Consider the following 23258-nt stretch of genomic DNA (forward strand, 5'->3'; position numbering starts at 1 on the left):
TGGTGCCTGGTGAACCTGTCCCGACTCGACCTCAACCTGGTCCTGGCGCTGCGCGCGCTGCTGGAGGAGCGCAACGTCACCCGGGCCGGCGAGCGCGTCGGGCTGAGCCAGCCCGCGATGAGCGCGGCCCTGTCCCGGCTGCGCCGCCACTTCGACGACGAACTGCTCGCCCGCACCGGCAACAGCTACGAACTGACCCCGCTCGGTGTGGCCCTGCGGGACCGCAGCGCCACCGCGTGCGACCTGCTGGAGCGGGTCTTCGCCAGCCAGGCCGACTTCGATCCGGCCGCCGAGAGCCGCGAGTTCACCCTGCTCGCCTCCGACTACGGGGCGGCCGTGTTCGGCGCCGCGCTCTCCCGCGCCCTGCACCAGGAGGCGCCCGGCATCCGGCTCACCTTCCAGCACTCGACGCCCGCGGCGGTGGAGAACACCGCCACCGTGCTCAGCACCGTCGACGGCCTGCTGCTGCCCCACGGCATCATCGACGGCTTCCCCGCCGTCGACCTCCACCAGGACCGCTGGCTGTGCCTGATCGCCGACGACAACCCGGACGTCGGCGACGAACTCACCCTCGACCAGCTGTCGAGCCTGCCCTGGGCGGTCTACCAGCGTCCCTACGACGCCCCAGCCGCCCGCCAGCTCAGCATGATCGGCATCAGCCCCCGGGTGGAGGTCTCCGTGCAGACCTTCCAGCTGCTGCCCCACATGGTCGAGGGCACCCGCCGGGTCGCGATGATCCAGGAGCGCCTGGCACGCAGAGCGGTCCGCTCGGCCGCGGTACGCGTCCTGCCCTGCCCCTTCGAGGCCGTACCGGTGCAGGAGGCCATGTGGTGGCACCCCGTGCACGCTCAGGACGCGGCCCACATCTGGCTGCGGCAGAAGGCCGCGGAGGTGGGGGCGACGCTCGTGGACGACGGCAACTGAGGGGCGCCGTAAGGGAATTGAGGCCGTGTAGCTGTGCGGCTCCGCCGCGCAGTTCCCCGCGCCCTTGGGTGGGCTCAGGCCAGTTGCTCCGGCAGCGCCCGGGGATCGACCGTGCCCACCCGGCGCCGGGACGCCCACAGCCCCGCCGCGACGAGGGCGGCGACCAGCCCCAGTACGCCCACCGCACCGGCCAGAGTGCCGACCGCCGACTCCCCGGCGAGCAGCACCAGCGGACAGACGAACTCGCCGCCGAAGAACGCCGCCATCCACAGTCCCGTGCCACGACCGCGGTCCTCGAATGCCAGGCGGGACATGGCACTGGTCAGAAGGGCGGGCAGTAGCAGACCGGTGCCCACGCAGTTGACGACCGCGCCCACGACCAGCAGCGGGGCGTTCCCCGCGAGGAACATCAGCCCGAAGCCGACCGCGCAGATCGCGAGAACGGCGGGCAGCATCGGGTCGGGGGAGCGCTTGAGGCGGGCGAAGGTGATCGCTCCGCCCACGGTGGCGGCACTGGCGATCGCGGTGGCCAGGCCGATCACTCCGGAGTTCTTCACGCCGAGGTCGTCGAGGAGGTACGCCATCTCGACCGGGACGGTGTAGAAGACCATCGCTCCGAAGAAGGTGAGGGCGCAGATGCCCGCCAACGGCCGCCAGGGGAAGGGGTGTTGGCCGGGGGCCTCGGTCGGGTTCTGCTTCGCGACCGCGCGGGGCGCCGGGTTGGTCAGGGCGGTGGCCATCAGCGGGGCGAGCACCAGGCTCACGGCGTAGACCCAGAAGGGCACCCGCCAGCCCGCCGATCCGGCGGCGCCGCCGAGCACGAAGAACACGGTGGCGGACGCGGAGGCGCACATGGTCTGCAGGGCTAGGTACTTCACTCGCCGGTGACCGGAGTAGTAGTCGGCGATCAGGGTGGTGCAGCAGGTCATGATGGCGGCCTCGGTGACACCGACCAGGGCGCGGCTGGCGATGATGGCGCCCAGCGAGTCCAGCCAGAGCGGCGCCGTACCGAACACGGCGTACAGGAGGGTCGCCACGATCAACAGGCGTTTGCGGCCCAGCCGGTCCACGATGACACCGGCGAACGGGGCGAGCAGTGCCAGTGCCAACGCCGGAACGGTCAGCGCGAGAGGCACCAACGCCTTGGCCCCCGGGACCGAGGCGAAGTGGTCCTGCATCTTCGGCAGCACCGGGGCGATGAGCACCGCCCCCAGGATCGGCAGACAACTGCCCGTCATCAGCAGGGTCACCCGCAGCAGATGGGCCGGACCCGAGACGGCCACGGACGACGGAGCGGGTTCGTCGACCAGGGCGGGAGACGGCGGCGGAACGGAACCGGGCATGGCGACTCCAGGGACGGTGTACGGGAGCGGGCATGCCTGTCACTGGCGCCGACGGCGCACGGCATGCTGAGGACGGCCGCACGTCGGCGGCTGGTCCGGACAGCGGCGTGCGGGTAGGGACGACTATGGGTCGTGGGGCGTCCGGTCGCCATCCTCCGCGCGATCCGAATCCTCTATCCCGCTCATCCACCCCGTGGATGCGCTTCGCCCGCACCCCCGGTGTCACGCGGGCATGCCGCTGAGCGGGCCCGCCGCAGCCGGCACGGCGGACCCGCTCCTGGATGTCGTGGCCGACGGTCAGAAGGCTCCGGGGCTACGGCCGAGGGTGTTCGTGGGGTCGCCGGGGTCCACGCCCTTGACCTGGCCGAAGTAGAGCTCGACCTGGGAGCGGAAGAGGTCGACGGCGGCGCGGGGGCCTGTTTGAAGATGGCGCCGCGCTGGGCCCAGGAGTTGAAGGTCTCGGTACGGGAGAAGACCTGGTGCCGTTGGGGCTGGCGTCGCCGCCGACTGCGATGGAGGCGAGGTAGTCGCCGCTCGCCACTCCGGCGGCGGATCCGGGCACCCTGCGGATCAGCTTGGGGTTCTGCGGGACCAGCTTGGCCAGCTAGTTCCAGCCGTACTTGTCGACGACTGTCACTGGGCTGAAAGTCCCTGCCCACACAACGAGGTCGCCCGCTCGTGTATCGCATCTCCGCAGCAGGGCAAACCGCAGTCAAGCGACCAATAAAGATGCCGTGGGTCAGATCTCGTTGTTCCACATGCGGAACACGGTGCACTTGCCGCTCTTGTCGAACGTCACCGTCCAGAGGTTGGCGAAGGTGCCCAGCTCCTTGTAGCGGCCGGTGCCTTCGATGGCCGCCGTGTCGCCGTTGATGGTGAGGATGGACCAGTCGAAGTCCCAGCCGCCCTCTTGCCACGGCGCGCGGCCCTGCCAGCCCTCGACGATCGCGTCGCGGCCGATCCAGTCGGTCTCGTACGGCCACTCGTGGTACTCGGCCCGCGGTGTGAACAGTGCGGCGATGTCCTTCTTGCTGTTGGTGGTCCACGCCTGTACGTAGCGCTCGACCCAGGTGCGTACCTGGTCCTCCGTGACCATCGCGGCTTCCTTCTCTCGGCTGGGGGCGTGCGGCTCACCCGTGGGCGCCCAGGCGCTCGACGCGTCGGTCGACCGTATCGGCGACGGGCAGTGCGATGCCTTCAGCATGGGCCCGATCCCGCGGTGTCGGCAGGCAGGAGCTTCCTGGGTGCCGCACTCCTAGGAAGCGGCGACGTACGATCGAGGTATGAGCGGCAACGAACTGGGGGAGTTCCTGCTGGCGCGTCGCTCCCGCCTCAGTCCGCAGGAGGTGGGGTTTCCCCGTTCGGAGGATCGCCGGGTCAGCGGGCTTCGACGCGAGGAGGTCGCCGTGCTGGCCGGGGTCAGCGTCGACTACTACGCCCGCTTGGAGCAGGGCCGCGAACGGAAACCGTCCGGCCAGGTCATCGACGCTCTCGCGCGGGCGCTTCGGCTGGACTCCGACGCCTGCTGGCATGCCTACCGTCTGGCTGGGCTGGTACCGGGACCGGAAGCCCCTGACCTTGATGAGGAGCGCGTGGCGCCCGGACTTCGGCGGCTGATGGACGGCTTCCCGGCGGCCGTCGCCTACGTGGTCAACCGGCGGCTGGAAGTTCTCGCCTCGAACGCGTCGGCCGCCGCCCTGCTCTCCCCGCTGACCGACCCGCGCCACATGGTCCGCTCCCTCTTCTGTGACCCGGCCGCCCGCACGCTGTTCGCGGACTGGGGCACCGTGGCTCGCGACACCGTCGCCGCCCTACGGCTCGCCTACGGCCAGGAGCGCCACGATCCCCGGCTCGCCGCCCTGATCGATGAACTCCGCGCGGAGAGCGACGAGTTCGCGGAACTATGGGGGCGCCAGGACGTCAATCGGCTGGGCAGCAGGGACAAGACCTTTGACCACCCCGTGGCGGGACGGTTGACCCTCTGGTATCAGGCCTTCGAGGTACAGGACGCGCCGGGCCAGTGCCTGCTCGTGGGCACCGCCGAACCGGGCAGCAAGGACGCCGACCGCCTGGCTCTGCTCTGTCCTCCGCAACCGCTCGATGATCGGCAGGCTTCCACCGCCCTCCTGTAACGGAAACTACCGTTTGCGTTTAGGGTGAGGGCATGCCCCGTCTGAGCGAGGCGCTCCGGGAAGAACGGCGGCGCCACATTCTCACCAGTGCCTGGAGTTGCTTCTCCCGCAACGGTTTCCACGCCACGTCGATGGACGACGTCATCGCCGCGACCGGGATGTCCTCCAGCGCCGTCTACCGGTATTTCCGCAGCAAGGACGACCTCATCGACGCCGCCGCGGACGAGGGCCTGACCCTGATCGGCGACCTGTTCCGCCGACTCCTGGAGCGTCGTCCCGCCCCTTCGCCGTCCGAGGTGCTTGAGGCGATGGCGGCTGAGGCCCGCGACCGGGGCGAGGGAGAGTCGTACGACCTGAGCCGCATCGCGATCCAGGCGTGGGGCGAGGCACTGCGCAGTCCGGAACTCGAAGGACGCACCCGGACCTTCTACCTGAGCATGCGGGACAACCTCGTCGAACTGGCCCGCCGCTGGCGCGACGAGGGGCAGGTGCCGCCCACGGCGGACCCGGCGCAGATCGCGGCCGTGCTGATGACGCTCATGCCCGGGCTCCTGGTCGGTCGGCACCTCGTGGAGCCCGTCGCCACCGAGCAGTTGATCGGCGGCCTCTCGTCCCTCGCCTCGGCCTTCGACGACGCGGCGACGTGAGGGCGGAGTCAGATCCGGGTGCAGGGGACGAGAGGTTCCGGGGACGGTGCCACGGCCATGAGATCCGCCGCGCCGGAGCGGAAGGCGTTCACATGGGGCGTCGTGTGATGGGCGTCCAGGGCCTCTTGGCCGGTCCATTCCTCGTAGACGACGAAGGCGTCCTGCTCCTGCCGGCTGCGGTGCACCCGGAAGGCCAGGCAGCCTGGTTCACGGCGGGTGGCGCGCGCCAGGGTCACCAACCGCGACTTCAGCAGATCGCCTCGGCCGGGCAGAGCCGTGCACCTCGCCGCCAGACAGAGTGGCTCACCCCCACTGTTGGTCGCGTCTTCGTCGTCCGGACGAGACTCGGGGCCGGTGCTGAGCCAGGGTGAGGCGTACTCGATCCGGTCGGCGTCCAGTCCGTGGGGCGCGGTGGTGTAGAAGCGCAGGCGCTGTCCGTCGGGGTCGGGGATGACCAGCACCCAGCCCACCAGAGCGACGACCGGTGGCGAGTGGGTGATGCCGAGGCTGTCCAGGTGGGTGATCCAGCGGTCCAGGGCCGCGCGGTCGTCGACGGCCAGGGTGAGGAATTCATACCCCGCCAAGGCGGTCGCGGTCGCCGGATCCAGCCGCAGTTCGAGGCGGGTGCCCAGCCCGGGGACGTCGAGGATGACGGCGAAGAGAGTGCCGTCGGGGCGACGGTGGTCCAGCTGAGTCAGACGGCTGGCGCCCAGTACCGCGCCGTACCACTGGGCACTGCGCTCCAGGTCGGTGACGGGCAGCTTGATGTGGTGGATGCCCGAGAACGCCGGAGCCGCGTAAGGGTGGGCGATGGTCATGGTCACTCCTGACTCTGCGTGGCGAGGTGGGCGGAGCGTTCGACGCGGGCTCCACGACGCCACAGGGCGGTGATGTCGCGCAGAGCGGTGATGTCCCGAGTGGGGTCGCCGTCGACGAGCAGCAGGTCGGCCCGGAGTCCGGGGGCGATCCGGCCTCGGTCGGTGAGGCCGAACGCGTCGGCGGGCGCGGCGGTGGCGGCGGTCAGGGCCTCGGCCGGGGTGAGGCCGGCGGCGATGAGCAGGGCCAGTTCGCCGTGGTAGCTGATGCCGTGGGTGGTGGGGTGCCCGTGGCCGCTGGTTCCGTCCGTGCCGGCGAGCAGTGGTACACCGAGGCGGAACATCCGTACGGCGGCGTCGGCGGCGTGCCGAGGGTCGACCCCGACGGGCCCCACGCGCTGTTCAGGGGCGATGGCGCGGATCTTCTCCAGGTCCGTCAGCCACTGCGGGTCGGCGTAGGGGCGGAGCCTGGGGTCCTCGGCGAGTTCGTACTCGGCCGGGGTGGCGGTCATCCCGGTGAGCGTGGTCAAGGTGGGCACGACGAACACGCCGTTCTCCGCCGCCGCTTCGATCAGGGCCTGGTCGCTGGTGCCGTCGGCGGGGGCGTGGGCCAGGCCGTCGATGCCGCTGGTGATCGCCTGGCGTGCCGCCGTGCGGGTGAGGGTGTGGGCGACGGTCCGCAGCCCGCGATCGTGGGCTGCCCTGATCAGGGCGAGGAGCGTCTCCGGAGACATGAGGGGCAGGGGCTTGCCGATGGCGGTGCCGTCCTCGATGAAGATCTTGAGATGGTCCGCGCCCTCGGCGACCCGGGCCGCGACGAACGCTTCGGCGTCGTTCGGTCCGGCCACGGTGGGGAAGGGCTCGATCATGCCGAGTTCGACCAACTGGCAGGGGTGTCCGCCCGGGGCGGTGGCGCCGGTGGTGGCGACGCGTACGTCGGCCAGGTCGTCCCGTTCGTCGGCGGCGGCGCGCATCCGTCGGGCGGTGTCGGGAGCGCCGCCCATGTCGAGTTCGGTCGTGATGCCGAACACCAGCGCCTGACGCAGCTGCGCCGTGTCGGTGGTGTGGGTGTGGGCGTCGATCAGGCCGGGCAGCAGCGTGCGGCCGATGCCGTCGAGGACCGTCGATCCCGCCGGTGCGACCAGATCCGTGCCGACGGCGGCGATCACGGGGCCGTCGATCAGGACGTCCTGCATCGGCTGCGGTCGACGACCGTCGAAGACGGCGACCTGGCGGATGAGGGTGGGGGAAGCGGTACGAGGGGTCATGTCCGTGTCTCCTTGAACTCGCTGTCTTTCAGGGGGACTTACTGGGTTACGCATTGACCGAGCAGGTCGGTGACGTCGCTCTGGTCCGTCGGGACTCCAACAGCGGCCAGGTAGCCGTCGGGGCGTACGAGGAGCGTGGTCGGCAGACCGGGGACGTGCCGGACGGTCAGTGGCCCGCGCCGGCTCACCTGGTGGTCGGGCTGCGGAGCGCTCGAACCGGGCAGGGCCAGGGTCCAGCGCAGGCCGTCCGGGGGGACGGTCAGGGGCGAGACGCGGGTGCCGATGCGTGGGGCGCCGAGGTCGGGTTCGCGGGTGTAGCTGATGTCGAGCTGGGCGAGGGTGTCGGCCAGCCAGTCGGTGATGCCCGGGGTGGCGGCCGCCGCGGACAGCAGGGCGTTGCGGCGTCGGCCCGCGGCCGGGTCGGCCAGGGTGGCGATCCGTGCGAACTGGCTTGTGGAAGCGACGAGTTGGGCCGCGACCGGCTGCCGCTCGCGGTGATAGCTGTCCAGCAGTTCGTCCGGTGCGGCGCCGGTGAGGACGGCGTGCAGCTTCCAGGCGAGGTTTCCGGCGTCCTGGATTCCGGTGTTCATGCCCTGGCCTCCGGCCGGGCTGTGGGTGTGGGCGGCATCCCCGACCAGGAAGACCGGCCCGGAGCGGAAGCGCTCGGCCAGCCGTTCCTGGGCCCGGTAGGTGGCGGCCGCGACGACCTCGTCCACGGCCGCGCTCTCGCCCGCGGGACCGCGCGCGGCGAGCAACGCTTCGACTTCTCCCGCATCCGGTGCGGCCGAGCCGGGCGGCACCGGTGCGACCAGGCGGTGCAGGCCCTGCATGAGCGGGGACAGGAGCAGCAGCCCGGCGTCGGACAGGAAGAACGTGGCATCCTCGGACGCCGCCGCCAGCGATCCCGGCTTCAGGCGTACGTCGGCGATCGCGAACAACTGCTCAGGAGCGTCCCCCGGGAAGCCGATGCCGGCAGCGGTGCGCACCGTGCTGTGCACGCCGTCGCAGCCGACCAGATACCGGGCCGACACCGCACGCAGTGTCCCGTCCGGCGTGGTGACCGTGGCGGTGACGCCGGGAAAGTCCGGGGCGAAGCCGAGCAGCCGATGCCCTCGGTGGACAGTGCCGCCCAGGTCCTCCAGCCGCCGCGTCAGGTGTTCCTCGGTGGTCTGCTGGGACGCGAGCAGCATGTAGGGGTGCGGCGAGCTCAACCGGTCGTAACTGGTCCGCAGGAGCGCCTTTTCCCGGTCGTGCAGACAGAACCCGCGGCCCTTCTTTCCGCCGTCGACCAGGTCCGCGCTGACACCGATCCGGTCCAGGTACTCCAGTGTTCGCGGTTGTACGGCGGCGGCCTTGGAACCGGGCTGGATCTCGGCGTTCCGGTCGATCAGCACATGGTCCACGCCCAGCTGGGCCAGGCTCGCCGCGAGGGTCAGTCCCGTGGGGCCTGCCCCGGAGATCAGGACATCCGTGCGGCACCGGAGAACAGGGGCAGTTGGCGACTTCGGCATGACGCGCTCCTCGCCGTCCGGTGCGGCGGCGCCCGAAGAGGCTTCGAGGCGTCGGCATCACCAAACGAAAACGTTCGTTTGCGTTTCATGCTGAAAGTAGCACTCGGCAACTCATAGTGCAAACGATCGTTTCTCTTTGGGTGTCGGAGGGCAGACGCCTTGCTGATCGCCGGGACAGTGCCTCAGTACGTCAGATACCGGCGCTGTGCCGTCACGACCTCGCCCAGGGCGGCGGCTGTTTCGCCGAACAGATGGGGGACGTTCGCGAAACCGTGCACCATGCGGGGGTAGTCGAACACGTCCACCGGGACGCCGGCCTGCCGCAGGCGCTCGGCGTACATGGTCCCTTCGTCGTGGAGTGGATCGTGGCCGGCCACGACGACTGTCGTGGGTGGGAGGCCCGCGTGATCGGCTGCGTGCAGAGGGGAGATCCCCGGTTCCAGGGGGTTGGCGTCCTTCGGCAGGTAGTGGTGGTAGGCGTTGCGCACGCCGGCGGCTGTGAGCCAGGGGGCGTTCGCGTTCGTGCGGTACGAGGGTGCTGTCATCGAGGCGTCGGTCGCCGGGTACAGGAGCCCTTGATGGCGGATCGTCGGGCCGCCGCGGTCCCGGGCGAGCAGGGAGACGGCCGCGGCCAGGTTGCCGCCGGCGCTCTCGCCGAGCAGCCCGAGGCGTGTCGGGTCGCCGCCGAGTTCCGCGGCGTGCCCGGCCACCCAGACAAGTGCCGCGTAACAGTCGTCGAGTCCCGCCGGGTAACGGTTTCGGGGAGCGAGGCGGTAGTCGACCGACACGACGAACGCTCCCGTTCCCTCGGCGACTGTCGAGCAGATGAAGTCGGCTTCGCGGGGGCTTCCCGACACCCATCCGCCACCGTGGAAGTGGACGACGACGGCGTGCTTGTCCGGGGCCTCGGTGCTGGGGGTGTGGATGCGCAGGGTGATGTCACCGGCGGGCCCGTCGATGACCCGCTGATGTGTCGAGGGCCCCAGCCGGTCGGCTCTCGCCCGCGTCCGTTCCTGCTGCTTCTCCAGCTGCGCGGCGGTGGCTGTGGCCAGTCGTGGTCCGGCGATGAGCGGGATCTTCCAGATGGCGCGCGCGATCAGCGGTGGCTTGGGGCGAGGACGTGTGGTCCCTGACATGCCATTTCCTCTCTTCGTGGGTCAGGCGGAGCGCAGGTCGAACGTCACCTGGACCGGGACGGAGGCACCCGCGGCCGGCATGCCGACGACCACGCCCTCGCCGGTGATCGTCACGGAGGCCGGTGCCCCGTCGGCGAAGCGGGCGGATCGCGGGTCCACGCGGGCCGTGTCCACGGTGAGCGCCGGGGCGGTTTCGGTGGTCCGGACGAACGCGTGGAGTTGGTCGCCGGTCCGCGTCCAGCGGACCCACGGCGTTTCGCCGGGCTTGGCGAGCTCGGCGGCGACCGGGGTCGAGCCGAAGACGGACGGGCCGTTGGCCGAGTTCCACTCGGCCAGTTCGACGAGCGTCCGCCGCTGCAGGTCGGGGACGGTTCCCTCGGCGGTCAGGCCGATGTTGAGCAGGAGGTTGCCTCCGCGGGAGACGACGTCCACGAAATGGCTGATCGCCTCGGGTCCGCTGAGGGAGGTGCTTTCGTCGTCCAGTTGGTTGTAGCCGAAGGAGTAGCCGATGCCGCGGGTGTTCTCCCACATCTCGCCGCCCTCGACGGCGCCCCCGTGCTGGTATTCGCTCGTCCGGAAGTCCCAGTGCGTCTCACCCCACCGGTCGTTGACGACACCCTCGGGGTTCGCGGCGTAGAAACTCTCGAAGAGGCTCACCAGGCTCTTGGGGCCCTCGGCCTTTCCGGCGTCCGGCCACTCGATGTCGCCCCAGAGCACGTCCGGCCGGTAGCGGGCGATGAGGTCGGCCACGTGGTCGTGGGCGTAGTCCGCGTACGCCCGGTCGACCGGGCGTACGCCGAAGCTCTGGACGTCGACGATGGGTGGCGTGCTCCCGACATGCCAGTCGAGTCCGCCCGAGTAGTACACGCCGAAGCGGACTCCGGCCGCGCGGGCCGCGACGCCGAGCTCGTCGACGAGGTCCCGGCGCGGTCCGCGGTGCACCGTGTTGCGGTCGCCGGTGCCGGGGGCGTCCCACAGGGTGACACCGTCGTGGTGTTTCGTCGTCGGGACGAAGTAGCCGGCGCCGGTGGCGGCGACCAGTTCCATGAGATCGGCGGCGTCGAAGTCCTCGGCCGTCCACTGGTCGAGGAAGTCGTCGTACGGTGCGTCGCCGTACACCTCGCGGTGGTGTTCCGCGGCGGGGCTGCCGGCGATGCGGATGGTGTTGAAATACCACTCCGCGTAAGGGTTGTGGAGGAAGAACCTGTCCGGGTCGATCGTGCCGGAGGTCCCGGTCGGCTCGGCCCAGGCGGGCACCGAGTACGGTCCCCAATGGACGAAGACGCCGAGCTTGGCGTCACGGAACCAGCCCGGTGTCTCCCGCTCGAACCTGCGGTACTGCTCCGGTCGCTGCGGCGCTTCTTGGAACATGGCCACGGAGTGAGCCTCTCAGTGTGTGGTGGGATGCGCCGAACCGGCTTGGAGCCGTTGCCTGAGCAGGAAGCGCTGGGTTTTTCCGCTGGGCGTCCTGGGAAGTTCGGGCACGAAGTGGATCGCACGGGGATAGGCGTGGGCGGCGAAGCCGGTCTTGACCGCTTGCTGGAGTTCGGCGACGAGCTCGTCGCCGGGCCGGGCGTTGGGACGCAGCACCACGAAGGCCACGAGCACTTCACCGCGCAGCTTGTCGGGGGCGCCGACGACAGCCACCTCGGCGACGGCCTCGTGGGCGGCCAGCACGCTCTCCACGTCGAACGGCCCGATGCGGTAGCCGCCCATCAGGATGACGTCGTCGTCGCGGGCGGCGAAGAACAGATATCCGTCCTCGTCCTTCGTCGCGACGTCGCCGGTGTAGTACCAGCGCCGGTCGGGACTGAACCGCTCCGCCGTGCGGCCCTCGGCGTCCTGATAGCCGGTGAACCACATCAGCGGGCTGTGGGCGCAGTCGATGGCGACCCGGCCGGTCACGCCGGTCCCGGCGGGGACGTCGTCGTCCGGCCGGAGGATCTCGACGGTCCAGCCCGGCAGGGCGCGTCCCATGGACCCGGGTCGCACCTCGCCGCGCAGCTCCGGGTGCCAGGCGTTGGCGACCGCCATACCGAGTTCGGTCTGGCCGTAGTGGTCGAGGACCGGGACGCCGAGCGTGCGCTCGGCCCAGGGGATCACATCCTGCGTAAGGGGCTCACCCGCGGACGAGCAGTGCCGCAGGCGCAGGTTCCCGGGGACCGGCGTGTCGGCGTGACGCAGGGCGCGGTACACGGTCGGCCCTGCCGCGAAGTTGGTGACGGCGAACCGCGACAGCACCGACCAGGTCAGCGCGGGGCTGAACCCCGAGTGCAGGAGGACGGCGGTGCGGCCCAGCGCGAGCGGGGCGACGAGCGAGAAGTACAGGCCGTAGGCCCAGCCCGGATCGGCGGCGTTCCAGAACACGTCCGAGGGCCGGTGGTCCAAGCCGTACTCCTGGTACATCGCGAACGCCGCGACGGCACGCAGCGGCACCGGTACGCCCTTGGGCGATCCGGTCGTGCCGGAGGTGAACAACTCGATGACAGGCGCGTCGCCGCCTGCGGCCACGGCGCGTTCCAGCGGTGGATACGCCGCGATCAGGTCGGCGAAGGTCGGCGTCCCGTCGTCGGTCGGCCCGGTCGTGATGATCCGCCGTCCGGCGTCCGCGGGGAACGCCGGGGAGGGGGCGAGCTTGGCACGCTGATCGGCGTCGACGAACACCACCTTGGTGCCGTTGCCGGTGATCCGGACCCCGATCGCCGGCGGCGCGAAGGCCGTGAACAAGGGGACGTGCACCGCGCCGAGGCGCCAGATGGCGAGCAGGGCGATGACCAGCTCGGCGGACTTGCCCATCAGCGTGGCGACTCGGTCGCCGGGGCCGACGCCCAGGTCGGCCAGCGCGCTCGCCATCCGGCCCGAGGACTCCGTCAGCTCTCCGAACGTCAAGTGCCGGGCGGTCAGGTCGGGTTCGACGAGTGTGAACGCGACGGCGTCGGCCGGGTGCCGGTCGCACAGCAGCTCCGCCGTGCACGCCGCCGGCGAACCGAAGATCGCGAGCAGGTCCGCCATGTGCTGTTCCGGGCTGGTCATCTTGCTCCTTGATGGGGGCGTTGATCGGCGCGTACCGTTAACGCGATGTTTCCTCGGACCGCCCCGAGTGCGGCACCCCCGGATGAGGGGGGCGCCGCGGACAGCGCCGCACCGTTTCGAGGAGGCGTCATGACCACCAGACCGACCTCTGTCACCGAGGACAGCAGGCTGATCGGCCGGGCCCTGGCCGAGTTGCGTGACGCCACCGGGCTGGGCCTCGCCTTCGGCGGTGTGGTGACCGCCGAAGGGCAGGTGCGGCTCGACGAGTTCGCCGGAGTCACCAAGGGCGCGCTGCGCGGTGTCGGCCTGGCCTTCGGTCAGGGACTCGGCGGCAAGGTGGTCGCCCTACGGCGCCCGATGGCGGTCAACGACTACGTCGCGAGCGAGCGGATCAGCCACCACTACGACCGGGTGATCACCGCCGAGGGTCTGCGCGCGATGGTGGCGGTACCGGTGGTGGTGTGCCGGACGGTGCGCGGGGTGCTGTACGGGGCGGTCCGCCAGGTCGTGCCGCTGGGAGACCGCGCCGTACAGGCGGTGGCCGACGCGGCCCGCGACCTGGAACGGGAACTCGCCGTACGCGACGAAGTGGCCAGGCGCCTGGCCTGGTTGAGCGAACGGGCGGCTGCGGCGGAGCCGGCGCCGGGGCCGATGACGCCCCAGTGGGAGCTGGTCAGAGAGGCGTACGCGGATCTGCGGAGCCTCGCGGGACAGCTCACGGATTCCGAGGCCAGGCAGCAGTTCGATGTCGCGTGCGAAAAGCTCGCCGCCGCAGGGCATTCGGTTCGCGGGGTTTCCCACGCACCGGTGCTCTCTCCCCGGGAGCTGGACGTCCTGGCGTGCGTCGCCGTCGGGCGGAGCAACGCCGACGCGGCGATCGAACTCGGCATCGGTGTCGAGACGGTGAAGAGCTACTTGCGCAGCGCGACACGCAAACTCGGATCCCGCTCGCGTCTGGAAGCGGTCGTGGCCGCTCGCCGCCTGGGCCTCCTGCCGTGAGATGCGTCGAGTCCTGACGCAGCGGCCTCGTGAGGGTCGAGAGGCGACTGGCCTGCGTGTGAGCGGTGGCCGCAGCAGCTGCCGCGAACCGGGCGCGCCGTTGGGACCTCGCTCACCAGGGTCGGTCGTAGGGTTCGCTGACTCCCGCGTGGACGAACGCCGGGATTTGTTGCACCAGGCCGGTGAGTTGTCCAGCCGTCCTCTCAAGCCCGGAGATCCGTGATGCCGGCCGACGCCGCCAGGCGCGGAGGCGTGCGTCGGCGGAGCGGCCGATGTCCTGATCGATTCCGGCCGCCGCCTGTTCCGGCTCCAGCTCGCAGCGACCCGTGTGGGCGCGGCCCGTTAGCGGTTGTCGGCTGTCCCGTTGAGGGCCCGGTGTCGGCGGATCTCGCCGTGGTGGGTGATGGCCCATTCGATCAGGGAGGCCACGATGTCTTTGAGGCTGGCGCCGAGCGGAGCGAGGGCGTATTCGACCCGTGGCGGCACCTCGGCATAGGCGGTCCGGGTGATCAGGCCGTCATGGTGGAGCTGGGCCAGGGTGCGCGAGAGCATGCGCTGAGAGATGCCGGGGATGGCGTGCAGCAGTTCGGTGTAGCGCATCACGCCGTCCTGCAGGGTCGCGATCACCATCAGCGTCCACTTGTCCCCGACCCGGTCCATGATCTGGCGGACGAAGTCCGCGTCCTCGACCGGGATACGGGAGCAGGGCCCCGGGAGCGCGGCTGTTTCCTCCTGGGCTGCGACGGCGTCCATTACGGACATCCTCCTTCGGTAGCGGACACGGATGTGTGTTTTGTAGGCCCTCTCATACTGGCCTATCGTGGCGCTACATACTAATCGTATGCATCGAGGTCACGCTGTTCTGCCTGGCGCAGGCCAGTCCTCGATCGTGCGCCGCGGCGGCGCCCTGACCCACCATGGAGGCACCACATGACCGGATCCGTACCGACTCCTGCACAGCAGGACGAAACGCCGCTGACGAGTAGCTACCGAGTGGTCGAGACCGGGGTGACCGCGACGGGCCTCTCGACGATCGCCCGGGACAACGTCGTGCCCGTCAACACCGTCCCGGACGGGCGCGGCCTCAGCCGGCTCTGGGAGGCCGACGGGGTGCTGCCGGGCGGTGACGCGGCGACATCAGGGGACGATGCGGGCGAGTCGCCGTTCTTCCCCGAGGCGGGCGGAGTGCGGTTCTGGTCGGTGACCGTGCCCCCTGAGACCCCGGGCACTCCGCCGCCCGCGGAGTTCCACCAGACCTCTTCGCTCGACGTCGGGATCGTCCTCTCCGGACGGATCGTGCTGGAGATGGAGGACGGTACGTCCGCGGAGTTGTCGGCGGGAGAGGCGTTCGCCCAGCTGGGCACCCCGCACAACTGGCGCAATCCGTACTCCGTGGATGCCGTCATCGCGGTCGTCATGATGGGCCGGGACAAATGACGGAACGCCGACGGCCGTCCGTGAGTTGATGTCCGTTGCCAAGTGATTCGGGGCGGGGGTGCGGACCGCGATGCCGCGTACCGCACCCCCCTGTCGACGGTGCGGATGTCGGCTTCGATCAGGATGCCGAGCTACGACAGGGGCCACGCGCCATCGGCCCGTCCGGCATTGCTGCAGTCGTATGAACAGTTCGTGCCAGGACTCCCGCAAGGGCTCCGTGCCGTGCACGATCCATGATCAAGCACGGTCAGTCCGAGGAGCCCGCCATGTGTGCACAGCAGGACCCATCACTGCCGGAACACGCCTTCGCGGCGCAGCCGTTCACCCGGCGTCGGGTCCTGGCACTCGCTCCGGCCGGAGCCGCGGCGCTCGCCCTGGGGGCCCCGGCCCCCGCCGCGTCGGCGGCCGGCACGTCGGCGGCCGGCACGGATCGGGCGGCGTTGGCGCAGGAGGCGTACATATGGGGCTTTCCGCTGGTGATGATGGAGACCTATCTCGCCTCTGCGCGTGAGCAGAAGGTCCCGGTCAACCGCCTGTTCGTCGCCAACTCGCTTGCCACGCCGGCCACGAAGGCCGGCGGCCCGAACAACGACACCCTGTTCGGCTCGGCCTGGCTGGATCTGTCCAGGGAACCGCAGGTGGTGATCGTCCCGGACACCGACGACCGCTACTACTCCATACAGCTGCAGGACGTCTACACCAACACCTTTGCCTACATCGGCCGCCGCACCACAGGGACCCGCGCCGGCGCCTACGCGCTCACCGCACCAGGCTGGAAGGGCAGGCTGCCGCGCGGTGTGACCCGCATCGCCGCGCCCACCGCCCAGGTGCTCGCCCTCACCCGCACCCTGGTCGAGGGCGAAGCCGATCTGCCCGCGGCACGGGCCGTACAGGCGAAGTACGCGCTGGCGCCGCTCAGTTGCTATCCGGAGCGCGCCGTCCCGGCGGAGGCGGTCGACGAGCCGCTCAAGTTCCCCATCCTCGACCTCGGCGCGCAGGGCGCCGCCTACTTCGACAAGCTGTGCCAGGGGTTGGTGGCTGCCCCGCCGCCGCCCAGTGACCGGGCCCGGCTCGCCAGGTTCGCGAAGATCGGCATCGGTCCGGGGCGCAAGCCGACGCGGAACGCGGCCGCCGTCCCCGTCCTGGCCCAGGCGGCGCTCGACGCCAACAAGCGCATCACCCAGTACGTCTTCGCCGTCGGCGTCAACGGCTGGACGGTCGCCACCGGCATCACCGGCTTCATCAAGGACCCGCTGTACCGCGCCGCGATCACCCAGTACGGCCCGGGGACGCATGTGTCCGAGGAAGCGCTGTACTTCACCGCGCACAACGGCCCGGACGGCGAGCCGCTGAACGGTGCGAACCGCTACGCCCTGCGCTTCGCGGCCGGTGAACTGCCGCCGGTCGACGCGTTCTGGTCGCTCACGCTGTACGGCCAGGACTGGCGCCTCGTGGAGAATCCGATCCAGCGCTACTCGATCGGCGACCGCACGGCAGGCCTGGCCTACGGCACCGACGGCTCGCTCGAACTGCTCATCCAGAACGACGAGCCGTCGGAAGGCCGGGCCAACTGGCTTCCTGCGCCGACTGGTTCCTTCATCCTGGTCCTGCGCACCTATCAGCCCGGCGCGGCGCTGCTCGACGGCAGTTATGAAATGCCGCCGATCACGACGGCCGGCTCCCTCTGACGCCGGGATCAAGAAGCCCAGACGCGCTCCGCGTAGTCCGCGAAGTTCTTGCCGAGGATCTTCTCGATGCGTTCCGAACGGTAACCGCGCTTCTCCAACAGCCGGATCAGCTCGCGGAACTGGTCGACACCGCGCAGGTCGACGACGAACGGGTAGACGTCGTCGCCCTCGCCCGTCGCGCTGACTCCGGCCTCGCGGCGCCGGGCGACCTGCTCGGCGAGGTCGGCCCGATAGGCGTCGAGGTCGTCTATGGCGGTGACGGGACCGTCGGTGCCGATGCCGACATGGTCCTCGCCGCAGACGTTGACGGCGTGGTCGATGTGCTCGACGACATCGGCGGCGCGGGCATGGCCGGAGGAGTGGAGGAACGGCATGAAGTAGATGCCGACGAACCCTCCGCGCGAGGCGACCAGGCGCAGTTCCTCGTCCGTCTTGTTGCGCGGAAGGTCGGTGAGCGCGCGGCAGCCGGTGTGGTTGATGGAGACAGGCTGCCGGGAGATCTCGGCTGCCTCCAGGCAGGTCTGCTCCCCGCTGTGGGAGAGGTCGACCATGAGGTGACGGTCGTTCAGGCGCTGGATCACCTCGCGGCCGAAGGGCGTCAGGCCGCGGTTGCGCGGCTCCATCGAGCCGTCGCCGAGTGCGTTCGCCTGGTTGTACGTGAGCTGGACGACGCGGACGCCGAGCCGGTCGAAGGTGTCGACGCGGGTCACGTCGTCGCCGATCGCGACGGCGTTCTGGAAGCCGTAGATGACGCCGATCCGGCCGTCGCGCCGGGCCTGGTGGAGGTCGGCCGCCGTGTGCACCTTGACGAGGTCGTCGGCGTTGTCCCGCAGGATGGTGTCCCAGACCGCTATGTCGTGCAGGGTGTGCTCGTAGGGGTCCATGCCACCCATCACGTATCCGAGCGTGATGTTCACCGCGGTCAGCCCCGAGGCGTGCGCCTCGGCCAGCGTGCGCGCGTCGACGGTGATGTCCTCGCCGGTCTGGACGAGGTTGCCGGCGGTCGCCGACGAGCGGGGCGCGTTGGGGTTGTCCAGCACCCCCAGCGCGTTGATGATCATGTAGTCGTGTGTGAACTGGTCTGTGTCCGCAGGGGGATTGGCGGTCATCGGGCGTCGTGTCCCTTCGGGGTGCGCATGTCTCGTGGCCGGGGTCCGACGGCTGTCAGCGGCTGGGGGCGGCCGGCTGGTAGTCGCTACGGTCGTAGCGGCAGCCGCGTTTGACGACGAACTCGATGTCGGCGAGATGGGCCATGTCGTCGAGCGGATTCGCCGACAGGATCGCGAAGTTCGCGAGCTTGCCTTCCTCAAGCGTGCCCATGACGTCCTGTGCTCCCATGCTCATGGCGCCCACCAGAGTGGCCGAGCGAATGACCTGCGCGGCGGGAATGCCGCATTCCCGCACGAGGAAGGCCATCTCGTCGTGCAGTGCGGGGAAGGCGTGCTCGGGGGCGGTCTCGTAGTCGCTGCCCGCGGAGACGGGGACGCCGACACGGTACGCGTGGGCGGTGATCCGGGCGGCCATACGCGAGTTGGCCCGAACACGCGCCTGTGACTCGGGATCCGTCGCCTCGGCGGCGAAGTAGTTCGCCCACATGCCGGCGGTCGCGTCGAGAATCGTGCCCTGCCCCAGCATGCTCTCGAACAGCCTCTGCAAGTGAGGGTCGTCGCCGTCCGCGAACCGGTCGTACTCGAAAGGCGGCTTGTCCTTGTATGTGGTCAAGGGGTGCCGGGTGCCCTCCTGCGCGAGCGCCGAGGAGTGCGAGACCGTGTCGACGCCGGCGTCGACGACCTCACCGGGGCTCGCGGGATAGACCGTGCCGTGCGCCCAGGCGGCGAGCCCCTGCCGGTGGGCCTCAGCCGTGAGCGCGGCGACCGTGTCCCCGGTCAGGTCTGCGTAGATCTTGACCGCCCGTGCACCGGTGCCCCGAGCCATCGCGATCGCCAGGGGCAGATCGGTCTCGTCGGTGATCGCCTGCATCCACGGCACGGCGCCGGGCGTTCCGCCCTGTGACACCTGCTGGGTGCGGGGGTCGTCGAAGAAGGTCGGCCCGGCCATGAGGGCGGCGAAGTGGATGTCGGGTCCGGGGATCTCGCCGACCAGCGCTGCGCGGGCGAGTTCGGCCACCTGGCGGAGGTCGTCGGCCATGTCCCGGATCGCCGTGACACCGCCGTGGACCTGCCGGCGCAGCACGGCCTCGGCGGCGGCGCGATCGGGCGGCGTCGCGATGTGCTGATGGGAGTCGATCAGGCCGGGGATGACGAAGCGTCCCGTGAGGTCGACGACCGTCGCTGTGCTGTCGGCGATCTCGGCATCGGGGACGACCGCCCGGATGGTCGCGCCGTCGGTGACGATCGACGTCGCCGTCCGCGCCGGACCACCCGTTCCGTCGATCACCGTCGCCCCTCGGTAGACCACCACGGCGCCCGTCGCGGGCGGGGCCCAGGGAGTGGGCGCACCGAGAACCTCATGACCCATCGAATTGACCTCTCCGTGGTGGGGACGTGAGCAGTGGTGTTACGTCAGGCGTAACGTGTGTATCATCACGTGCAACATCGAAAATGTAGCACCGGAGTGTGACAAGGGGCGCCGCGCATGCCGAAGCCAGCCAGTTCCGCTGTCGACAAGGCACTGGACCTGATCGAGGCACTCGCCCGGTCCGACCGCCCACTCCGCCTCAGTGAACTCGCGGTCGAGGTCGGCCTGCATCGCGCGACCGCCTACCGCGTCCTGATCGACCTGATCCGCCGAGGCTGGGTACTGCGCACCGACGACCACTACCTCCTCGGGGCGGCAGCGCTCCAGTTGTCGCACTCGGCGGCACGCAACTCCCTTGTCGCGGTGGGCCGTCCGATGCTGGAGGCACTCTCGGAGCGCACCGGCATGATGGTGAACCTCCAGGTACTGGAGGCCGACCGCTCGCGTGTGATCGACGTCGTACGACCGCTTCGGCTGGAGATGATCAGCCACCTGAGGGACGAGATGCTCCCCGTCCACAGGTTCGCCGGTCCAGTGGCACTTGTGGCACTCCTCGACAAGGACGCACGGCGCCCCTATCTGCGCCTGGCGGAGGAGGCCGGTCATCCGCTCACCGGTCCGGAAGGTCTGCTGGCGGACATCGAGGAGGCCGAGCGCACCGGTTACGCCTTCGAGCGCGGTCGTGCCGAGCACCTCGTCGCGTCGGTGAGCCGGGCCGTGGTCTCCGCGAAGGGGTGGCCGATCTGCGCGCTCACCCTGGTCGGGCTCGACGCCGAGTTCGACGAGCCGCACCTGTCCGAGCTGAAGCGGCAGCTCCGCGACGCGACGGACGCCTTGCAGGACGTGCTGACGGGCCTTTCCTCGTCGCTTCAGGCGGATCCCGCGTGAGCGGCGTACTGGTCCTCGACCGCTCGCAGACCCGGGCTTGCCTCGATCCCGCGCGGGTGCTGACAGCGGTCACTCAGGCGCTCGTCTCGATCAGCCGCGACGAGGTCTCGGCCCCTGCCCGGATCGCCGCGCAAGCACCCGCGGGACTCCTCGGCGCGATGCCGGGATACGTGCCGGGCCTCGGTCTGGCCGCCAAGCTGGTGTCGGTCTTCGCCGTGCCCGGCCGGACGGGCGGCAGCGCGCACCGCGGCGTCGTAGCCCTGTTCGACGAACACGACGGCCGCCCGCTCGCGTTGATGGACGCCGAGCCGGTCACCGCCGTGCGCACCGCCGCCGTCGCGACCATCGCCATGCGCGTACTGGCACGCCCCCACCCGGACCGGATCGCCGTACTGGGTACGGGAGTTCAGGCCCACGCCCAGGTCGAACTGCTCGCGACGATCGACGCCGACGCCCCTCTCGTCGTAGGCGGGCAGGACCGTGAGCGTGCCCGGCGGCTCGCGGAACTGCACCCGAACGCCGCCGCGGGCTCCATCGAGGAGGCGGCCCGCGGAGCCGACGTCGTGTTCTGCTGCACCAGCGCCCGCGAACCCGTGCTCGATCCGTCGTGGCCTGCCGAGGGCGCCCACATCAGCTCCGTGGGCGGTTCCCACGGCCACGAACTCGCCCCTGACACCGTCCGCGCCGGATCCCTCTTCGTCGAATGGCAGGGTGCCGCCGCCTCGGCTCCGCCGGCCGGGGCCCACGAGCTGCAGGGCATCCCGCCGCACCGGATCACCCTCCTCGGCTCGGTCCTCGACGGCCGTCATCCCGGCCGTCGAGGACCGACCGAACTGACGGTCTTCAAGTCGACGGGCCATGCCGCGCTCGATGTCGCCGCGGCGGCGGTGGTCCACGACGTGGCTCGCGCCCATGGCCTGGGTACGACCCTGGAGATGTAGCGGCCATCGGTGCCCTGTGCCGCGACCTCGTCAGCAGGCGTGGAACCTCGTCGGATACGACCTTGGGATGCGTGCGGAGCTGGTCAAGTGTCGGTCCCCCCATAGTCCTTGACCGGACAGTGGGTGCGGCGGCTTCGGCAACAACAGTTCCTCCGCCCTGTCGCGGACACGCCGTCGTGACCGTGGCCGGACCGAGAGGCCGTGGTCCGTTTGTAGTCCGTCTATGAACGCGGGCCCCCGGACCACTCAACAACTTCACATTGGCGGCGGAAAGGCAGACCGCGCCCCGCTCAACTGCCATGCTCACAAGCCTCGATGGAGGTGGCTGTGACCTCGACTGCGGAAACCCTGGGATCGCCCGTGCCTGTGCCTGTGCCTGTGCCCGCGCCCGCCGCACGGAGCACGGCGGCGCGGCTCGCGGATCTCTCCGTCCGGCACCGGCAGGCCCTGGCGGGTGGCTCCGCGTCGGCCGTCGCCCGGCAGACAGCGCGTGGTCGGCTCACGGCCCGTGAACGCGTCGCGAGGTTGCTGGACCAGGGTTCCTTCGTCGAGACCGGCGCGTTGGTACGCGCTCGCACTGGTACCGACGACGCGGCGTACGGCGACGGTGTGGTCACCGGTTCCGGCACCGTCGGAGGGCGTCAGGTGTGCGTCTTCGCGCAGGACGCGACCGTGTACGGCGGCAGTATGGGCGAGGCGTGCGGGGAGAAGGTCGTCGGCACGATGGACCTCGCTCTGAAGATCGGCTGCCCGGTCATCGGTCTCAATGACTCGGGTGGCGCCCGCATCCAGGAGGGCGTGGCCTCGCTCGCCCTCTACGCCGAGTTGGCTCGCCGCAACGTCCAGGCCTCGGGTGTCATCCCGCAGATCTCCGTGATCATGGGCCCGTGCGCGGGCGGTGCCGCCTATTCGCCGGCCATGACCGACTTCACCGTGATGGTCGACGGCACCTCGCACATGTTCGTCACCGGCCCGGACGTCATCGAGGCCGTGACGGGGGAGCGTACGACGGCCGAGGAACTGGGTGGCGCCCGCGCCAGCAACTCCGGGAACGGCAACGCCCATTTCCTCGCCGAGGACGAGGACGACGCCCTGGACCTCGTCCGCGTCCTGCTCGGCTACCTGCCGGCGAACAACCGTGACAGCCCACCCGAGTACGCCTTCACACCCCGCACCCTCGAACCCACCCCCGACGACCTGTGCCTGGACGGTCTCATCCCCGACCGGCCCGAGACGGCGTACGACATGCGCGAGATCCTGCGCACGGTCGTCGACGACGGCGAACTGCTCCAGGTGCACGAGCTGTTCGCGCCCAACATCCTCTGCGGGCTGGCCCGGATCGAGGGCCGTTCCGTCGGCGTCGTCGCCAACCAGCCCCTGCACAGCGCCGGTGCGCTCGACATAGACGCCTCCGAGAAGGCAGCGCGCTTCGTGCGGTTCTGCGACGCGTTCGGCATCCCGTTGCTGACCTTCGCCGACGTGCCCGGCTACCTCTCGGGCACCCGGCAGGAGCAGACCGGGATCATCCGGCGCGGCGCCAAACTGCTGTACGCCTACGCCGAGTCCACCGTGCCCAAGGTCACCGTCGTGGTCCGCAAGGCCTACGGCGGCGGATACGCCGTCATGGGCTCCAAGCACCTGGGCGCCGACGTCAACCTCGCCTGGCCCAGCGCCAGGATCGCCGTGATGGGGTCCGAGGGCGCGGTCACCGTCCTGCACCGCCGTGAACTCGCCGCGGCGGCCGCGGTCGGCGAGCAGAACGCGGCGGACCTGAGGGCGAAGCTCGTAGCGGAGTACGAGACGGCCTGGGCCACGCCCTACACGGCCGCCGCACGTGGCTACATCGACGCCGTCATCGCGCCGAGCACCACCCGGGCGCACATCACCCGGGCCCTGCAGACACTGCGCACCAAACGTGCCGCCGTGCCCGACCGGCGGCACGGCAACATCCCGCTGTGAGTGAAGCGAAGCCCTGACCGCATCACTCCGGACGGGGACACCACCTGTGACGTGAGGAG

The 23258-nt window shown here is 70.4% G+C and carries 20 protein-coding genes; 9 read left to right on the forward strand and 11 right to left on the reverse strand.

Features of this window, described 5'->3' with window-relative positions:
• The first annotated feature begins 9 nt into the window (after positions 1–9).
• A complete protein-coding gene (locus tag OG496_RS50415) occupies positions 10–924 on the forward strand; it encodes a LysR family transcriptional regulator (protein WP_405975737.1) in 915 nt (304 codons plus the stop codon).
• A gap of 74 nt (positions 925–998) precedes the next feature.
• Here the strand turns inward: OG496_RS50415 and OG496_RS50420 are convergent, their stop codons facing one another.
• Positions 999–2267: an MFS transporter gene (locus tag OG496_RS50420; protein WP_405975738.1), complete on the reverse strand. Its 1269-nt coding sequence runs from the start codon at positions 2265–2267 to the stop codon at positions 999–1001.
• Positions 2268–3006: 739 nt separating this feature from the next.
• Positions 3007–3471, reverse strand: coding sequence for a nuclear transport factor 2 family protein (locus OG496_RS50425; RefSeq protein WP_405975739.1), 465 nt, complete (start codon positions 3469–3471; stop codon positions 3007–3009).
• Between the two features lie 79 nt (positions 3472–3550).
• Between OG496_RS50425 and OG496_RS50430 the strand changes: the two genes are divergently transcribed.
• Positions 3551–4399 (forward strand): helix-turn-helix domain-containing protein, encoded by an 849-nt coding sequence (locus tag OG496_RS50430; RefSeq protein ID WP_405975740.1) that lies wholly within the window; start codon positions 3551–3553, stop codon positions 4397–4399.
• Positions 4400–4431: 32 nt separating this feature from the next.
• A complete protein-coding gene (locus OG496_RS50435) occupies positions 4432–5046 on the forward strand; it encodes a TetR/AcrR family transcriptional regulator (protein WP_405975741.1) in 615 nt (204 codons plus the stop codon).
• An 8-nt stretch (positions 5047–5054) separates the two neighbouring features.
• Here the strand turns inward: OG496_RS50435 and OG496_RS50440 are convergent, their stop codons facing one another.
• The 6 genes from OG496_RS50440 to OG496_RS50465 all read right to left on the reverse strand — a co-directional run bounded on the left by OG496_RS50440 (position 5055) and on the right by OG496_RS50465 (position 12809).
• Positions 5055–5864, reverse strand: coding sequence for an antibiotic biosynthesis monooxygenase (locus OG496_RS50440; protein ID WP_405975742.1), 810 nt, complete (start codon positions 5862–5864; stop codon positions 5055–5057).
• Positions 5865–5866: 2 nt separating this feature from the next.
• Complete coding sequence (locus OG496_RS50445) at positions 5867–7129, reverse strand: amidohydrolase family protein (protein ID WP_405975743.1); 1263 nt, start codon at positions 7127–7129, stop codon at positions 5867–5869.
• Between the two features lie 38 nt (positions 7130–7167).
• The gene (locus OG496_RS50450) at positions 7168–8640 is read right to left on the reverse strand and encodes an FAD-dependent monooxygenase (protein WP_405975744.1); all 1473 of its coding nucleotides are present in this window, start codon (positions 8638–8640) and stop codon (positions 7168–7170) included.
• Positions 8641–8822: 182 nt separating this feature from the next.
• The gene (locus tag OG496_RS50455) at positions 8823–9776 is read right to left on the reverse strand and encodes an alpha/beta hydrolase (protein ID WP_405975745.1); all 954 of its coding nucleotides are present in this window, start codon (positions 9774–9776) and stop codon (positions 8823–8825) included.
• Between the two features lie 21 nt (positions 9777–9797).
• The gene (locus tag OG496_RS50460; protein WP_405976864.1) at positions 9798–11147 is read right to left on the reverse strand and encodes an alpha-L-fucosidase; all 1350 of its coding nucleotides are present in this window, start codon (positions 11145–11147) and stop codon (positions 9798–9800) included.
• An 18-nt stretch (positions 11148–11165) separates the two neighbouring features.
• On the reverse strand, positions 11166–12809 hold the full coding sequence (locus OG496_RS50465; RefSeq protein ID WP_405975746.1) for an AMP-binding protein: 1644 nt from the start codon (positions 12807–12809) through the stop codon (positions 11166–11168).
• A gap of 129 nt (positions 12810–12938) precedes the next feature.
• Here OG496_RS50465 and OG496_RS50470 point away from each other — a divergent pair, with 129 nt between their 5' ends.
• Positions 12939–13808 carry a LuxR C-terminal-related transcriptional regulator gene (locus OG496_RS50470; RefSeq protein WP_405975747.1) on the forward strand — a complete coding sequence of 290 codons (870 nt, stop codon included), beginning with the start codon at positions 12939–12941 and terminating at the stop codon, positions 13806–13808.
• A 342-nt stretch (positions 13809–14150) separates the two neighbouring features.
• Here OG496_RS50470 and OG496_RS50475 read toward each other — a convergent pair whose 3' ends face one another.
• Entirely contained in the window at positions 14151–14561 is a 411-nt protein-coding gene (locus OG496_RS50475) for a winged helix-turn-helix transcriptional regulator (RefSeq protein WP_405975748.1), read from the reverse strand.
• A 177-nt stretch (positions 14562–14738) separates the two neighbouring features.
• On the opposite strand from OG496_RS50475, the gene OG496_RS50480 reads away from it, so the two are divergent.
• Together OG496_RS50480 and OG496_RS50485 are read left to right on the forward strand one after the other, a co-directional pair.
• On the forward strand, positions 14739–15245 hold the full coding sequence (locus tag OG496_RS50480) for a cupin domain-containing protein (protein WP_405975749.1): 507 nt from the start codon (positions 14739–14741) through the stop codon (positions 15243–15245).
• A gap of 266 nt (positions 15246–15511) precedes the next feature.
• Complete coding sequence (locus OG496_RS50485; protein ID WP_405975750.1) at positions 15512–16933, forward strand: DUF1254 domain-containing protein; 1422 nt, start codon at positions 15512–15514, stop codon at positions 16931–16933.
• Between the two features lie 8 nt (positions 16934–16941).
• Here the strand turns inward: OG496_RS50485 and OG496_RS50490 are convergent, their stop codons facing one another.
• Positions 16942–18042, reverse strand: a complete 1101-nt coding sequence (locus tag OG496_RS50490) for a dipeptidase (RefSeq protein ID WP_405975751.1) — start codon at positions 18040–18042, stop codon at positions 16942–16944.
• Positions 18043–18097: 55 nt separating this feature from the next.
• On the reverse strand, positions 18098–19411 hold the full coding sequence (locus tag OG496_RS50495) for an amidohydrolase family protein (RefSeq protein ID WP_405975752.1): 1314 nt from the start codon (positions 19409–19411) through the stop codon (positions 18098–18100).
• A gap of 117 nt (positions 19412–19528) precedes the next feature.
• Here OG496_RS50495 and OG496_RS50500 point away from each other — a divergent pair, with 117 nt between their 5' ends.
• From OG496_RS50500 to OG496_RS50510, 3 genes are all read left to right on the forward strand, one after another.
• Positions 19529–20299 carry an IclR family transcriptional regulator gene (locus OG496_RS50500; protein WP_405975753.1) on the forward strand — a complete coding sequence of 257 codons (771 nt, stop codon included), beginning with the start codon at positions 19529–19531 and terminating at the stop codon, positions 20297–20299.
• Positions 20296–21240: an ornithine cyclodeaminase family protein gene (locus OG496_RS50505; RefSeq protein ID WP_405975754.1), complete on the forward strand. Its 945-nt coding sequence runs from the start codon at positions 20296–20298 to the stop codon at positions 21238–21240. Before OG496_RS50500 ends, OG496_RS50505 begins: the two co-directional genes overlap by 4 nt.
• 327 nt (positions 21241–21567) lie before the next feature.
• A complete protein-coding gene (locus OG496_RS50510) occupies positions 21568–23199 on the forward strand; it encodes an acyl-CoA carboxylase subunit beta (protein WP_405975755.1) in 1632 nt (543 codons plus the stop codon).
• Positions 23200–23258: the final 59 nt, after the last annotated feature.

The sequence above is a fragment of the Streptomyces sp. NBC_00988 genome, assembly GCF_045162645.1.
Taxonomy (GTDB): Bacteria; Actinomycetota; Actinomycetes; order Streptomycetales; family Streptomycetaceae; genus Streptomyces.